This is a genomic window from Pseudomonas sp. S12(2018) (assembly GCF_024355235.1).
GTDB lineage: Bacteria > Pseudomonadota > Gammaproteobacteria > Pseudomonadales > Pseudomonadaceae > Aquipseudomonas > Aquipseudomonas palmensis.
In genome coordinates, this window is the sequence record NZ_QLAD01000006.1 from 214855 (window position 1) to 228607 (window position 13753).

Annotated in this window: 25 protein-coding genes; 11 read left to right on the forward strand and 14 right to left on the reverse strand. The window is 60.0% G+C overall.

Features of this window, described 5'->3' with window-relative positions; all coding sequences use genetic code 11:
- Positions 1 to 16: 16 nt before the first annotated feature.
- The 13 genes from DN388_RS16020 to DN388_RS16080 all read right to left on the reverse strand — a co-directional run bounded on the left by DN388_RS16020 (position 17) and on the right by DN388_RS16080 (position 6364).
- Positions 17 to 607 (reverse strand): hypothetical protein, encoded by a 591-nt coding sequence (locus tag DN388_RS16020; protein WP_255001107.1) that lies wholly within the window; start codon positions 605 to 607, stop codon positions 17 to 19.
- Positions 598 to 729, reverse strand: a complete 132-nt coding sequence (locus tag DN388_RS16025) for a hypothetical protein (RefSeq protein WP_255001108.1) — start codon at positions 727 to 729, stop codon at positions 598 to 600. The genes DN388_RS16020 and DN388_RS16025 overlap by 10 nt, the downstream gene beginning before the upstream one ends.
- 256 nt (positions 730 to 985) lie before the next feature.
- Positions 986 to 1564, reverse strand: a complete 579-nt coding sequence (locus tag DN388_RS16030) for a recombination protein NinG (RefSeq protein WP_255001109.1) — start codon at positions 1562 to 1564, stop codon at positions 986 to 988.
- Positions 1561 to 2007, reverse strand: coding sequence for a recombination protein NinB (locus tag DN388_RS16035; protein ID WP_255001110.1), 447 nt, complete (start codon positions 2005 to 2007; stop codon positions 1561 to 1563). The genes DN388_RS16030 and DN388_RS16035 overlap by 4 nt, the downstream gene beginning before the upstream one ends.
- The gene (locus DN388_RS16040) at positions 2000 to 2437 is read right to left on the reverse strand and encodes a hypothetical protein (RefSeq protein WP_255001111.1); all 438 of its coding nucleotides are present in this window, start codon (positions 2435 to 2437) and stop codon (positions 2000 to 2002) included. The genes DN388_RS16035 and DN388_RS16040 overlap by 8 nt, the downstream gene beginning before the upstream one ends.
- Positions 2434 to 2739: a hypothetical protein gene (locus DN388_RS16045; RefSeq protein ID WP_255001112.1), complete on the reverse strand. Its 306-nt coding sequence runs from the start codon at positions 2737 to 2739 to the stop codon at positions 2434 to 2436. Before DN388_RS16045 ends, DN388_RS16040 begins: the two co-directional genes overlap by 4 nt.
- Positions 2739 to 2918, reverse strand: a complete 180-nt coding sequence (locus tag DN388_RS16050) for a hypothetical protein (protein WP_255001113.1) — start codon at positions 2916 to 2918, stop codon at positions 2739 to 2741. The genes DN388_RS16045 and DN388_RS16050 overlap by 1 nt, the downstream gene beginning before the upstream one ends.
- Positions 2919 to 3067: 149 nt before the next feature.
- Entirely contained in the window at positions 3068 to 3793 is a 726-nt protein-coding gene (locus DN388_RS16055) for a replication protein P (protein ID WP_255001114.1), read from the reverse strand.
- Positions 3790 to 4533 (reverse strand): DNA-binding domain-containing protein, encoded by a 744-nt coding sequence (locus DN388_RS16060; RefSeq protein ID WP_255001115.1) that lies wholly within the window; start codon positions 4531 to 4533, stop codon positions 3790 to 3792. The genes DN388_RS16055 and DN388_RS16060 overlap by 4 nt, the downstream gene beginning before the upstream one ends.
- The gene (locus tag DN388_RS16065; protein ID WP_255001116.1) at positions 4530 to 4709 is read right to left on the reverse strand and encodes a hypothetical protein; all 180 of its coding nucleotides are present in this window, start codon (positions 4707 to 4709) and stop codon (positions 4530 to 4532) included. Before DN388_RS16065 ends, DN388_RS16060 begins: the two co-directional genes overlap by 4 nt.
- Positions 4706 to 5563, reverse strand: a complete 858-nt coding sequence (locus tag DN388_RS16070; protein WP_255001117.1) for a BRO family protein — start codon at positions 5561 to 5563, stop codon at positions 4706 to 4708. Before DN388_RS16070 ends, DN388_RS16065 begins: the two co-directional genes overlap by 4 nt.
- Positions 5564 to 5896: 333 nt before the next feature.
- Positions 5897 to 6088, reverse strand: coding sequence for a hypothetical protein (locus DN388_RS16075; protein WP_024718054.1), 192 nt, complete (start codon positions 6086 to 6088; stop codon positions 5897 to 5899).
- 27 nt (positions 6089 to 6115) lie between these two features.
- Positions 6116 to 6364 (reverse strand): Cro/CI family transcriptional regulator, encoded by a 249-nt coding sequence (locus DN388_RS16080; RefSeq protein ID WP_210015055.1) that lies wholly within the window; start codon positions 6362 to 6364, stop codon positions 6116 to 6118.
- A 96-nt stretch (positions 6365 to 6460) separates the two neighbouring features.
- On the opposite strand from DN388_RS16080, the gene DN388_RS16085 reads away from it, so the two are divergent.
- The 3 genes from DN388_RS16085 to DN388_RS16095 all read left to right on the forward strand — a co-directional run bounded on the left by DN388_RS16085 (position 6461) and on the right by DN388_RS16095 (position 8491).
- Complete coding sequence (locus DN388_RS16085) at positions 6461 to 7303, forward strand: S24 family peptidase (protein ID WP_255001118.1); 843 nt, start codon at positions 6461 to 6463, stop codon at positions 7301 to 7303.
- Between the two features lie 115 nt (positions 7304 to 7418).
- Complete coding sequence (locus DN388_RS16090; RefSeq protein ID WP_255001119.1) at positions 7419 to 7742, forward strand: hypothetical protein; 324 nt, start codon at positions 7419 to 7421, stop codon at positions 7740 to 7742.
- Between the two features lie 419 nt (positions 7743 to 8161).
- On the forward strand, positions 8162 to 8491 hold the full coding sequence (locus DN388_RS16095) for a hypothetical protein (protein WP_255001121.1): 330 nt from the start codon (positions 8162 to 8164) through the stop codon (positions 8489 to 8491).
- Between the two features lie 34 nt (positions 8492 to 8525).
- On the opposite strand, the gene DN388_RS16100 is transcribed toward DN388_RS16095, so the two are convergent.
- Complete coding sequence (locus DN388_RS16100; protein ID WP_255001123.1) at positions 8526 to 8837, reverse strand: DUF1654 domain-containing protein; 312 nt, start codon at positions 8835 to 8837, stop codon at positions 8526 to 8528.
- A 714-nt stretch (positions 8838 to 9551) separates the two neighbouring features.
- Here DN388_RS16100 and DN388_RS16105 point away from each other — a divergent pair.
- The 8 genes from DN388_RS16105 to DN388_RS16140 all read left to right on the forward strand — a co-directional run bounded on the left by DN388_RS16105 (position 9552) and on the right by DN388_RS16140 (position 13552).
- Positions 9552 to 9731, forward strand: a complete 180-nt coding sequence (locus DN388_RS16105) for a hypothetical protein (RefSeq protein ID WP_255001125.1) — start codon at positions 9552 to 9554, stop codon at positions 9729 to 9731.
- A gap of 67 nt (positions 9732 to 9798) precedes the next feature.
- Positions 9799 to 10578, forward strand: a complete 780-nt coding sequence (locus DN388_RS16110; RefSeq protein WP_255001127.1) for a hypothetical protein — start codon at positions 9799 to 9801, stop codon at positions 10576 to 10578.
- 442 nt (positions 10579 to 11020) lie between these two features.
- Positions 11021 to 11437 carry a hypothetical protein gene (locus DN388_RS16115; protein WP_255001129.1) on the forward strand — a complete coding sequence of 139 codons (417 nt, stop codon included), beginning with the start codon at positions 11021 to 11023 and terminating at the stop codon, positions 11435 to 11437.
- Entirely contained in the window at positions 11434 to 11625 is a 192-nt protein-coding gene (locus DN388_RS16120) for a hypothetical protein (protein ID WP_255001131.1), read from the forward strand. The genes DN388_RS16115 and DN388_RS16120 overlap by 4 nt, the downstream gene beginning before the upstream one ends.
- Positions 11622 to 11798: a hypothetical protein gene (locus DN388_RS16125; RefSeq protein WP_177332956.1), complete on the forward strand. Its 177-nt coding sequence runs from the start codon at positions 11622 to 11624 to the stop codon at positions 11796 to 11798. Before DN388_RS16120 ends, DN388_RS16125 begins: the two co-directional genes overlap by 4 nt.
- Positions 11795 to 12031, forward strand: coding sequence for a hypothetical protein (locus DN388_RS16130; RefSeq protein ID WP_255001135.1), 237 nt, complete (start codon positions 11795 to 11797; stop codon positions 12029 to 12031). Before DN388_RS16125 ends, DN388_RS16130 begins: the two co-directional genes overlap by 4 nt.
- Before the next feature lie 289 nt (positions 12032 to 12320).
- Positions 12321 to 13058 carry a hypothetical protein gene (locus DN388_RS16135; protein ID WP_255001137.1) on the forward strand — a complete coding sequence of 246 codons (738 nt, stop codon included), beginning with the start codon at positions 12321 to 12323 and terminating at the stop codon, positions 13056 to 13058.
- Positions 13055 to 13552, forward strand: a complete 498-nt coding sequence (locus tag DN388_RS16140; RefSeq protein ID WP_255001139.1) for a siphovirus Gp157 family protein — start codon at positions 13055 to 13057, stop codon at positions 13550 to 13552. Before DN388_RS16135 ends, DN388_RS16140 begins: the two co-directional genes overlap by 4 nt.
- Positions 13553 to 13753 lie beyond the last annotated feature (201 nt).

Sequence of the window (13753 nt, forward strand, 5' to 3'; positions counted from 1 at the left end):
GGAACGCAATAGGCCCTCAAGCGGCACTCTTCATTTCGTAAATTACGGCCGCAACTGGTCCGAGCGCCATCCGATCCACATCCTCACAGCAGTCGAACGCCAGCCTCACGAACCCACCCCAGTCGCGCTCCCAGTTGGCTGATTCCAGTCTTACCCCGTAGTGAGCATCCAGCCAGGCCCTGAAACCTTCCGGCGACGCCAGGGGGTCATCGTTGGCCGACTGGCCGCCCTGGTGCATGTAGCGGTACCGGGTCATGACTCCCTTCACTACGTACTCGAGCTTTTCGCGCTTGGCGGCGGTCATGCGCGGCGACTTGCTCTGCACCAGGCTGAAGATCACTTCCTCTGCTGTCTCTCGGGTGTCGTCATCCAGGCGCGGGTTGTACATGAAGTTGCCAAAGGAGCGGACCTGGCTGTGCAGCTTGCCGATCGCCGACTGCACTCGCCCGGCCAGCGCCTGGTGCACCGCGTGGCTCGCACTGCGCTGCTTGTCGGTGGTCTGCACCATGGCGCCCAGCAGGCCCAGTTGCTCGATGAATGCACCCTGGCTATCCCAAGGCGTGTAGAGGCAATCGTGCCAAGCCTGACGCGCGCTGTTCAGTTGCATGGGCCGCCCTCCTCGCGCTTGCGCTTCATCGCGATCAACTGACCGCGACCGAGGCACCAGGTGGAACCGATTGCCATGGCCAGCAGGAACATGCAGGCCGTATCGGTGATGGTCCAAGTCATGCTGCAGCCCTCCGGCTCAATTGGTTTTCGCATCGCTTGCAGCGGGTCCAGTTTCCGGCCTCAAACATCGGCGCCCGTCCGCTGGTGAATGCATCAACGCCACGGAGAGACCTCCAGGCGTAGCATTGGCCGCCATCAACGTCTTTGGCGGACCGCTCCCGCATGAAGTAGTGCGCCCGTACAGAGAATGGAAAGGCAGGCTTTAGCCAACCGCGCTCGGCTGTGCTCGCAGGCCCAGTGATCATCGCTATCTGGCTCATGCAGCCTCCTTCAGCTGTTTGATCTTTGCCCGGTACTCGGCCTTGATGGCCTTGAGGTCGTCGACGGTGTAGCGCTTGGCCTCATGAGGTCCTTCCAACCACTCGACCCTTTCGGCCCCTATGCGGCGCACCAACTCGGCCCGGTAATTCACTAGGTCGCCCGACTTGTGGGTATTGCATGGGGCGCACTGGCGCCAGATATTGAGCGGCTCGAAACGCAATTCCGGGTGGCCGCCGGCCGATCTGAAATGCCCTGCGTGCCATTGGCCGTCATGGAAACGGCCGCAACTCACGCACGGCAGGTCAGCGTCACGCAGGCGGATGTACTGATTGACCACCACCTGCGCCTCCTTGAGGTGATCCGTCCTGCTCTTCAGCTTCTCCTTGCGCACTTTGATCTCGCGGCGCTCGCGCTGGTCGATGGCCTTGCGGGCCTTGTCAAGGTTCGCCGGCGCGATGGCCAGGCCGCAGGCTGGGCTACAGACGGCCTGGCCCAGGCGGCGCGGCGAGAAGCTGATGCCGCACGCGGGGTTCTTGCACTTCTTCGGGCGTGGTTGTTTGGCCGGGAGACTCATGCGGCCCTCCCCCGGCGCTCGCCGTAGATCGCCATCATCAGGTCATCCGGGTGCGGCAGTAGGAGCTGCAGATGCTCGGCGCTGTAGGCGTCCAGTAGCTCCAGGTAGGTGGTCATCTGCTGGGTGTTGAACTTGCGGGTCTTGGCCCGGCCTACGCGGTACCGGGTGCCGTCAGGTAGTTCCACCGGATGCACTTCGGCAGGCCAGAGCTTGGCCACGAGGATCTCGTGCCACTCTTCGGCGCTGGCCAGCTGGCCGTGCGAGTCGCGCAGGTGCGCCTGGATCAGCCCGTTCCACATCCACAGCAGGCGGTTCTGGGCGTCGCTGCGCTTGTTGCGCACTTCAACGATGGTCAAGCGGCGCGGCTTGGTCAGGTCCAGGCCGGTGAGGTAGCCAATCAGGCGAGCGCGATCTTGCTCGGTGCGAAGCATCAGGTCAGCCATGGCTCGCCTCCTTGGCCATGGCTGCGTCCACAGCTGAGTCGTATTCGTCTGCCGTCTGCACATCGAGGATTGCCCGTCCGAGATCGACGTGGGGAATCTCGTCACGGATCGCACGATACCGCTCGGCATCCTTGCGCAGCGCCTCGTTCTCGGCCTTGAGCTCGTCCACTTGGATCATCAGTTCTCCCCGTGCACGCAGATCCTGACTGCTCGCTGATTTCCATGCCTCCATTTGCTGCCGGTAGGAGACTTGGCCAGCCGGCGGCGAAAGCCGATCGATCTCCGCGAGCAGGGCCAGGATGGTGTGGCAGTGAATGTTCAGCCAGAGAGCATCGACGGCTTCGGCGTGCTCGTCTTCGCGCTCGGGAATGTCTTCAAGGTCGGCAACAGCCTGAGCCAGGGCTTTCAGCTTTGCTTTGTCGATGGTCATGGCTTCACCCGCAGGCCTTGGGCCTCGATGGCCTCTCGGCAGTCGTCGACGGCTTCGTCGTAGTGCTCCGCCTCTGGCCGAATAAAACCGCCTTCGGTGGTGTTGTGCGCGCTGATCTTGGGCGGCAGCTCCACCACCACGGCCTCGCGGGAGGCCTGCCAACCGAGCCAATACCGCTGCACGTGCTGGTTGCGGTAGTCGCCGTTGCTGTACTTCTCGTGCGGTGGCTCGCCATCTACCACGCTGCGGTGCCAAGCCTCGAATTGCTCGCGGCTGATGTCGCGCATCTTGTTGGTGTCCATCAGTGCTTCTCCCCGCGCTTGCACAGCAGCTTCCAGGCAACGATCACTGGCCAGCCGAACGACAGCACCAGCAGGAACGCGTAGTGCTTCCAGTTTTTTGCTTCCTCGGCCGCCAGGCCAACCAGAAGCCCGAAGAAGGTGGTTTGCACCCATCCATAGAGCAGGATTGAAGTCGTCATGGCCTAGCCCTCCCGATGGTGCAGTTGTAGGTGGTGTTGCCGATGTAGAAGCCACCAATGCGGTCGCAGTCGTTCTTGATTCTCGTGAGCGCCAACCCAGCCGCCAAGCCCGCACAGCGCAAAGACGAAGGCCAGCCATAGGGAATTCATCACACCCCCTCCCCTGCCGGCTGCCCGGCGCGCTTGATGTTCAACTTGGCCAGCAGGTGTGCACGGCACGCGGCGGCACCAGTGGGAATCTGCTGGACTTCGAGCAGGCGGGCCTGCTTCTGCCTTGCATGCTCTTCGGCAAGCTCGGCGGCGCTCTTCTGGCTGTCGTGGCCGATGCCGGTGGCGATCTTGCCGTCCAGTGGCTGGCCGTCCTGGGCGCGGCGCAGCACGATCTGGTAGGCGCGGTCGAAGCGCGCTTGCAGACCCTTGTCGCTTTGCTGGGCGGCGCGCAGGTCGAACAGGCCGGTGGCCACGGCGGCGATCTTCACGCCCTCGTGGCTGTACATGCCCATCAGCGCCTCAATCCAGGCGTCGGCCGGCGCCGGCATACCGAAGTCCTCGGGCGTCGGCTGGCACATGGCGATGAACTCGCCCACGCTCGGCGCGAAAGGCTTCTTGAGCTTGCGGCACTTCTCGATGCCGAACTCGATCTGCTCGATGGTGCGGATGCCTTGAGCGGCGAACTCCTTGATCCATTCTTCCTTGGCGGCCGCCAGAGCCTCTGTGGAGGGCCAGGCTTGGCGCCAAGCAGGGAAGATGCCCCGTAGGCGCCTGAACAGGCCGTTAACCACCTCAGCGGTCTCCAGGGAGACCACAACGGGGCCGCCATGCAGCTCTGGTGGCCGGTTGTTCATTGACGTCATCAGTTGGTTGGCTGATCTCATGTGCGCACCATCAGCCCTTCGGCCCAGGTCGAGTCGTTGAAGTCGGGTTCGTTGGAGCGGGTACCGCGTTGCTGTGCACCCGGCAGCACCTTCTCCGGGAACAGGCCGGTCCAGCCGTTGCTGATCGACTGGTTGATCACGGCGTCAGGCGCGTGGTGGCCGGCCAGGGTCTTGGCCTGCTTCGCGCAGGTGGTGGCGGTCAGCGGTTTGCGGATCTCTTTGCGGTGCTGGCACCAGTCGGCCCAGGTATCAGGACTGACATTGGCCGGGCATACCTGAATCGGATCGAAACCCGCGACCTTCGCGGGCGAAGGTTTTTCAGTCCTTGCTCGCTTTTTCAGTCCTTGCTCACCATCAATACTTACTAGTGTCGGATTTGCCGGATACGGCTGAGCCGGAAGCGGTTCAACCGGATACGGCAAAGCCGGAAGCGGTGTTTCCGACACGACGTAGTGGGTTTCGCCCAGCAAACCGGACTCGCCGCGTTCCTGCCGGCGCTCGACGTAACCGGCAGCGATCAGCTCTTGCAGAAGGCCGTACACGCCGTCACGACCGGTAGGCTTCGACGACTTGGCGGTCTCGTTGCGCAGGTGGGTTACGGACACGGCCCAGTGGTCAGGTTTGCCCAGCAGGAAGACCAGCAGGCCACGGGCAGCCCAGCTCAGGCGGCCGTCCTCGCTGATCGACTTGTTGAGCATGTAGAAATTGGCCTCGGGGCGAGGCGCGCGGATGATGCTCATGACGAAATACCCCACTGAAGGGCCAGGCCAATCACGATGAACCACCCTGTCAGCGCGAGCGTGCGGAAGATTCGCGCATCGCCCTCAGCCTTGTGAGCGCGAATCAAGTTGGCAATCGTCTGGGCACGCTGATCGTCAAAAAGCTGCTGGATGCGATCGCGGTCTTCTGGGTTCATGCTGCACCCCGCACGGCCTTGTCGTGGGTGTGCAGGCCGTCCCAGTTCTTCTTCATGGGAAGCTCGCCGGCCAGGTACAGGTCGTACAGGCGCACGGCGCCCTTGCGCAGCAGGATCGGCGTGAAGCTGATGAAGGGCTCCCGGCCGTGCGGGGTGATCTCCTGCTGATGCTCGGTCATGTACTTGTCGCGGGCGTACGAGCCGACGCGCCAGCGGGTGCTGGTCTTGCTCTCGTTGTAGAGCCAGCTGCGGTCTTCCAGGTAGTGGCCGATCTGCATGACGTTGACCCCATTGAGGCCCTTGCAGAACTGGACGTGGCTCATACCCTCCTTGAACAGGTTCTCGAGGTGGTCGATCTTCTTGGCCTGGGCCTCGACCTGGACTGTGAGTAGCACGCGGGCTTTCTCCGACTCCAGGGCCATCTGGAGGATTTCCAGCTTGCTGAGGTCGGCGGGCTGGGCGGGGGCGGTATAGCCACCCGTTTTGCGAATGCTGGGCAGCACTTCGCTCACCACCCACTCCTCAAAGCGTTCGGCTTGAGGCATCTTCGAGCGCATTACCAGCCGGTATACGTCACGCTCGGGGATGATGTTTGCCGAAGGGCCAAGGGTGAACGAATCGTTCACCCCCACCGGGCGCGGGCTTTTGCAGTGGTCGCGCACGGCTTTTTGTGGATTGGAATAGCCGAGACCTTCAGCAACATCGCGGGGAGAGAACCAGGGCTCACCATCAACGAGCACGACACGAACGCCGAACCCCTCGAAATTGAACAGGTTTACTGTGTGCGCCACGAAATCGTGGCTCGCATTTTGTGGCGCGAGGGCCACGGTATTGCTTTGGATGGTCTGGTGCATATATGATGACCTCACACAAGCGTTACGAATGCAGTACAAGAAGCCGGTCTAGCCACCGGCTTTTTTGCGTCTGCGGTTTGGGTGTTGGTGTTTTCAACGGCAGTTCCTCATGAGTCCCTCAGGGGCTTATCAGCCCTTTCGAAACGACCGAACATTGCTTCGGCCGGGCTCTGTTCTCGTCATCCGGTCGAGAGCCTCGTTGATGATTCGTGCCGCCAGTTGCTCAGGGGTTAAGCCCTTCTGCCTGGCAAGAAACTCCAGATCTGAATTGCCCTTCCCGTCGAGCTGGATTCCCAGCTCTTTGCTTTCTGGCACAGGGCCTCCTCGGCCACTTCAGGCCGCGTCAGTGTTCGCGTTAAGCTCTTGCATCATCTGGTCGAGACCGCGCTCCAGAATTTCCCTGGCGAGAACTGCCTTCTGCGTGCGCTTGAAGCGAGCCATCGCCGACAGCAGATCGTCGGCAGCCTCATCCAAGCGAACCTTGGTGGGCTTGTTGTGCAGGTGGTCGGGGTCGAAGTACGACACGGTGGGTTCCTTTGTGGTTGAAAGTGGTTAAGCGGCGGAAAGCGCGTGGGTCGGGTTGCTGTCGATCTGGCCCCATGGGAACGAAGGGCACAGATCGGCACGATTCACGACGCCATTCGTAAGCGCCTCAATCTGTAATGCGCGCTTGGCTGGGACCGTGCGCTCTCCTGAACACCATTGATTGACGGTGGGTGCCGCAACATTCAGCCGGCGCGCCAATTCCGCCTGGCTGCCCAGCACGCGGGATGCTTCTTTGGCTGCTTCTGCTGATTTCATGAGTTCTCTCCTGGAGATTTACCGATGAATATAAGGCATTACCTTATCTCGCACAAGCCATTGCCTAACCGTGCTAGCGATAGGCCTAATTAGGCAATGCTTACCGGACCAGAACTAGGCGCAGCCATTGATGCTGCGCGGATCGCCAAGGGCGTATCCAAGAAACAGCTCGCAGACGACTTCCAGGTGAAGCCTCCGTCGGTGCAGGGCTGGGTGAAAAACGGCCGGATCGACAAGTCCAAGCTGATGGACGTGATCGCTTACTTTTCTGACGTGGTTGGCCCTGAACACTGGGGGCTTCGCCCTGGCTTCTCCTACGAGAGCATCCAGGACGTCACTTCTGAGCCTGCTGCAGAGCCGGCGCCAACCTCAGCTGCCGATATGGTTCGCGCCATGCTCGCCAAACAAGGCAAGAACTTGTCGGATTCGGCGCGCGCGCAGTTGATCGCAGCCGCCGAAGCGACCGATGAGGGAAATGTGATTACAGCGGACTTCTCCCGGCCCGGACTGGTCGGCGACGAGGTCCGGATCGCCCACTACGATATTCGTGCAGCAATGGGTGGCGGCCAGATCCCGCACGATTATCCGGAAATGCTCAAGGACATTCGCGTCAGCCCCAGCCACCTGCGGGAAATAGGCGTCGAGTTCGAGGAGCACTACCACCTGAAGGTGGTCACCGGCTGGGGCCAGTCGATGGAGCCCACCATCAAGCATCGCGACCCGCTGATCGTGAATATCAACGTCCGCGACTTCGTGGGTGATGGGGTTTATCTATTCGTCTGGGATGACCTGCTCTACATCAAGCGCCTGCAGGTGGCAGATGAGGAGCACTTCGAGATGATTTCTGACAACCCGCGGCACAAGGATCGGCTGATCCGCCGGGACATGACCTACATCCAAGCCCGGGTGTTGCTGGTCTGGAATGCGCACCTAGTTTGAGCCGACCAATTGGGTACAGACATTTCTGTGACATCACCTCCGTCGGCGACAGAGTATCAAGAGCGGTGATGGCAATAAAATATGCAGCACGATCAAAATATTAGCGGAGAAGGGAATGTCAACAAACAAGCACGGACAGCGGAATTCCGGTGCTCCACAGATCGAAGCGAAGCCCACGCCAAAGGAGCGATCGGTCACGCCAGCGATGCTGCTGGATTACCTTAACTCCAAAAACGAAGATGCCACCTGCTCCTTCTGTAAACATGGTGACTACGGGATAGCATCCGATCCGAGTGGCGAGTGCGCCCCCCTTGTCTCGACGCCGGTTCCGCACGTCAAAGGCTTAGGAATGTGGCTTTATTCGGCGTCCTGCCTAAACTGCGGGCATACTATTTTCTTCCATGCACCCTTCGTGGCATCGAAAATTTTGGAAAAGTGACATGGCAGTTGCTCTTACGATGTGCGTTGACGTTTTTTCGACGGTAACCACTCATCGATCCAGCGCAGTGAAATCTGAAAACGCTATGAGATTTCGCTCAATAGCCGGAGATTCCACAGGGGACGTTCCTGTTTTTGGTAGAATCATAAATGTGGACGTGGTGGATCCCGTCATCGTGGTCACACGTCCAGCATGCATTCAAGCCAATCGGAGGGCTGATTACATGACTAGGTTCTTGGATCTGAGTATTCATGACTTGGCGATCATGGTAGGACTTGGCTGCTTCACTGGCTCAGCGATGAGCGTAGCGTGGAGCCTTTTCTCCGCTTCTTCTACCCCGAAAGAGCTTGCAATACCGGCGGCTCTACTCGGGTTTGTGCTGGGAAAAATCATTTCAGATCGCTCGGGAGCACGCCGACATGCCTGAGTTCTCGGTGTGGTACTTCGCCAAGCTACCAGCAATCACTATGATTACTGGCGTCATTGCGTTCTTTGTGTCGTGCTGGGTAAAGCGCAGCCTCGATAGCTCTCTCATCGATGGTGTGGCACGAGCAGCTACTTGGAGCGCCCTTCCCAATGGTATTGCATTCCTACTTTGCACGGTCGACAGCACTTATGTGCCCAAGCTTGCTGATTCCAGCATTGCATTTTTCATGGCTGGCATCGCTTTACTTGCAGTAGGGGTGTGGGATCTGAAAACACTGTTCAAGCGCGACTCTCAGCGAGCCAGAGGGACTGAAGCAGCTTAACAACAGCCCGCCTTGGCGGGCTTTTTCATGCCCATCAGAAAGGCACCTCCACCTCCCAGCCCTTCTCCACGATCAGGTCGTCACGATCTTCAGCATTTTGCTGCTCCCACCTGACCGTCACGCTTTCGTCGTCGTTGAAGGTAAGGTCAAGCTCGGGCGTCTCGGATAGCAGCCCCATCACCTCCTCCCATTCCATATCCCCGTCCGTATCCATGCGATGGATCGTCACCCAGCGCTGCGATTGCGCGATCGGGTGATTGATCATCGACGAGACCCGCAGGCCCAGCCGCTCGAGGGCTGTCATTTCTTGGCGCGCTTGTGGAGTCGACTTCTTCTGCTTGGCCATACCTTCCTCCGCTAACTGTACATCCATCCAGTATTAGGCAGAGCTTACCCGAGCTATCGAACGATGCAAGCCCGGAAAGCGGATTAGGCACTTACGAAAAAAGTTAGGCATTACCTATTTACAAGGATTAGGCATTGGCTTATCGTTCATTCCACCGAGGCGCTACACAGCCCCTCGGGAGGCCCTCAAGCCTCACCGCTCTTTAACAACCAGCGCAACAACCAACAGACCGCATTGCCTCTACCGGCGACCGGCGATCAGACAGCCCCGAAAGGCTGCCCACGACAGGGAGAACCCTGTACGGCTGACGAAGGTGAAACGCCTAAACCGAGAGAACGACCCGGGCATGCAATGCGCCCCGCGAATCCCAGCGGAAGAAGGGAGAGACGCCGATTTGAATTAGCGCCCCGAGCTTCGGCATTGAGGGGCGCCGGACCTCATGCACCCTGCCCAGTCAACCGGGCAAACGAGCTGCAGCGTGCATGTTGTAGGGACCTGCGATCCAAGGCGAACAGATGCTGATTGACGCCATGGGGAGGAAGCTCACCGCCAAACCAACGAAGACGACCGGCCAGCCCTGCAATCAACAGCGGAAAGCTGGCCAACACCGCTGACGCAGTACCCCGGCCTGTCGCCAGTAGCGAGGCCGGGATTTCACCAGGTGCCATTCAGCGAGTGGCATCCGGGAAATCACCCCAACAGAAAGGAGCTCTCATGAGCGGATTCACGAAAGGCCAGGCCGTCATCTTCACTAACCCTCGCGGTACCGAAAGCCCGGGCAAGTACGTGGGCACCAAGAACCTGGGCCATGGCCGGGGCGGCGGTGAGTATCTGGTGGTGGACGTGGACGGCGTGGAGAAAAAGGCGCGAGCCAGCAAGGTGCGCGCCGTCTGATTTCACTGGCTGGCCTTGGCGACAGGGCCAGACGGGAAATCAACCGAATGCACGGAGCAAGCACAAGATGAACCAGCAAACCCTGCAAGAGCTACTCGCAGAACGCGTCGCCGTATATGCCCAGTCCGATCGCCCTCGTGAGCTGATCGACGAGGGCATCGAAAAGCTGTTCAAAGAGGTCGTCAACGACACGTTCCGCTCCTACGGTGACTTCGGCGGCGCCATCAAGGAGGCAGTGAAAGCCGCTCTTCCGGCCAACGTCTCAGATGTCTTCGAGCTCCAGCGTTACAACGCCCTGGTCGCCAATGCCCTTCGCCAGCGCTGGGAAGCAGCTGCCGTACACTCGACCATCATCGAGCAAGCCGAAAAATCTATCGCCGAAGTACTGGACGGCAAAGGCCTCATCACTGGCGAAGTCTCGCTGTACAAGCTTCTTACAGCCTTCATCGATGACCACAAAGACAGTGCCGCCGAAGAGCAGTGGGAGCGTCCAGAGATTCGCATCGAGGAGGGCGACGGCTACGGTACTGGCTCCACGTTGATGCATATCTACTTCGATCCGGCACCAGAAGACCGAAGCAGCACTTACTACCGTCGTCGCGAAAACCACCAGTTGAAACACAGCATGCATGTGCACATCACCGGCCAGCGCGATGCGGCAAACCATTGGCGCAAGTGCGACGAGTTCGGCGAGGTCTATTCAGCCAAGCTCGACGAAAAGAAAGTGGCCATCAACATGCGGGTCCGCTCGGACTGGGAGCGAATGCTGGCTTCCCTGTACTTCGGCAACGCCATCCTGGTGATCGACTGCGACCCGGACGACCTGAGCTACGGCCTGTACGACTGAACAACCAGCGCCACGTCAGCCTGACGTTAACTGCCCGATGCCCTGCTCCCCATCGCAGGCTGCATCGGGGTGTGATCTGCAGCAGAGCAAGGCACCCGACTCGTAATCGGGCCAGCCACTGAGCACCGTCGACGTAGTGCGGCGGCAGGCAATGCCAGAGGTGACGACCTCGTGCAGATCACACCCCGATGCAGAGAAGCGCCCAGCTCAGGGCGCGGTTACCGAAGCACCTGTGGACGTCCCTTCCCTCGCTCTGAGGGTAAACGAATTGCGCCGCTGGATGGGTCCACGCCAAGCCAGCTGCCGGGGTAGTGCCCGGCCTCTGCATCCCCTTCCCTTCACATCGACCGCATTGGCAGGCGCCAGGCCACCGTTCACGGTGGGTTTGGTCACCTTCGCCTGGCTCCTGACCAATGCGGTTGCTCACGCCCTGGAGGCGATAATGTCAGCACTACGAAAAGCCCAGTGGCTCTACGACAACGCCGAGCCTGAAGACGATTCTGTGCATCAAGAAGCGATCCAGGCTTGGATCGAAGACAAGGCCGAGCAATTGGTCGGTGGTGCTGATGTGCTGGTGCGTCAACGCTTTGGCCCGCCGGTGGGTATCCGCCAAGACCAGTTCGTGTCCAAGGTCGCCGAGCATCTCAGGGCGCTGCAGGAGGCTGAGCAAGACGATCTGAATGCCTTGGCCTTACTTCTGCTTCAAGCGGTAACAGGTGGTCCCGTGAAGAACTTGGTCGAGGAAGTCGTCGGCCAGAGCGATCACAGCCGCGGGACGCTCTTCGAAATCGCAGAGTCGATGCTCGAGCCGTATGCCCAAGCAGGCATCGAGGCTGATGCAGAGGATGCCGTGCTATGAGCCCGCACATCCTGATCGACCAGGAACTGGATGCAATGGCACATCCCGGAACCCCGCTCAGCTGGAGTGTCATGCTCCAGCGCCAGCCCACCGAAATGATGGCGGATCAGCGCATCACCATCGAAGAGTTCAACCACTACTGCGGGCGCCTCAACAAGGTCGTTGATGGGCGCAAGGAGGCTGCATGACCACGCCAATCGTGAAGACGCTCATCGACGAGCAGGTCGAAGAAGTGAACGCCACCCAGGTGCGCGGCACACTGCGGTTCCCGGTGGGCATGCGTGTCGCGGACCTGCCCTACCCGATCAAGGCCGACTGGCTTAAGCGTCGGCCAATCGCGCGGCCGAGGCCATGCCCATGACTGATCTTCTCAACATAGAAAAGATCAATGCGCTACCTCAGCCGATTTTTGCATGGTTGCACGGCGGCTGGTGGCCTGTGCACGACATTGAAGTTCAGACCGGCATGATGCGAATCGACGCATGCGGAATGCTCGACGTGATGTGCTTTAGCGATGCACTGATGATCCGCGATGACGCTGGCCAAACCCACGATACCGACGATTTCTATCTGGAAGCTGGAGTCGGGCCATGACCAGCTACCAGCGCGCCCGCCGCTTCGCCTTCTGGCGCGGCAGCTTCACCACCCTCTTCATCTGCACTGCCTGGATGCTCGCAAGCGCCCTGGCCGGCACCCTCACTTCCTGAATTCACACCCGGCGCACGGCGGGCTCCATCGGGGATAACCGTACCCCTCCGGGAGCGTAAGCGGCGAGAGCGCGCAACCATCCACCGCAGCCAGGGCCTGGAGCGTACCTCCAATCTGGGTGACCTGGCATTTCCCTATTCAAACTGACGGCGCCGGCCTGGCGCGAGGTGCACCTATGTCCGAATCCAACATGCGCATATGGGACCAAGTCGACACAACCGACCCGAGCGCCACCAAGAACTTCACAGGCATGGGCGGCTTCAAGGGAACCGCGATCAAGCCTACCTACTTGATGCGTAAAGCGACCGAAGTATTTGGCCCTTGTGGTGAGGGCTGGGGCTGGACGGTTCTTGAGGACCGCTTCGATGACGGAGCGCCGATCCAGGCACCGACCAAGGAGTGGCCAGAGGCGCCGCTGATCACCGCCAAGCTGCACACAGTCAAGATTCAGCTCTGGTATCTGGGCAAAGACGGACAGAAATGCACCGTTGAGCACTACGGTCACACTCCTTTTGTCCTCCTTCAGCAGGGGAAAATCATCACCGACTGGGAGGCAGCAAAGAAATCGCTGACCGATGCAATCGGGAAATGCCTCCAGCCCCTGGGCTTTGCAGCTGACATCCATATGGGTCTGTTCGACGACGCCTCATATGTCGAGACGGTACGCAGCGAGGTGGCTATCGAAAAGGCAGAGGATCGGGCGGCCGAGGAAGAGCGTCAAAAGCTGGAGCGCCTGGACTGGCTCAAGTCTTCAGTGGAAACAATGGCCGGCGCTGTGACTATGCACGAACTCAAGACACTCAACACGCGCTTCATCAAGATCGCCACAGCTAGGAATGAAGCAGCATTCATTCGCAGGATCACCGAAGCCTTCGAAGAGCGCAAGGCGCAAATTGAAGGAGCTGCAGCATGAGCCACCTCTACGAATTGACCGGACAGTACAGAGAGCTTGCCGTGCTGATGCAGGATGCTGACGAAGACATGGCGGTAGCGGTACGGGACACCATGGGCGCCATCGAAGCTGAGTTCAACGATAAAGCCCTGGCTGTAAGCCGGGTGATCCTGAACATGGATGGCAACATCGAGGCCGTGGATGCCGAGATCGTTCGCCTCCAGGAGCGCAAGCGGATCATGTCCAATCGCAAGGGCCAGATCATCGACTACCTGCGCGAGAACATGGAGGCATCGAAGATCACCAAGATCAGCTGCCCCCTCTTCACCATCACTCTAACCAAAGGTCGCGAGTCAGTAATCATCGACGACGAAAAGGCTCTCCCTGACGACCTGGTCGATTCGCGCGTGACCTATGTCCCTGACAAGAAGGCTATCTCCGAACGGATAAAGTCCGGCCAAGAGGTAAATGGCGCCCATCTGGAACGCGGGAAGTCTTCGATCCGCATCAAGTGAGGATGCACTCACTTGCTGCCGGCGGTGGTGACCCGATACGCCGCGACCGCGGGGCCCCTGAACCGCGCATTGCCCAGGTTCGCGGCTGCGGTGCCGAGGCCTACGAACTGCACTCATAGGTGGCCACTGCCTTCCCAGTGGCGAACAACAGAGGATGCCGCCATGTAACCGCCAGCCCTTGCCGGACCGCCACATGCGGCC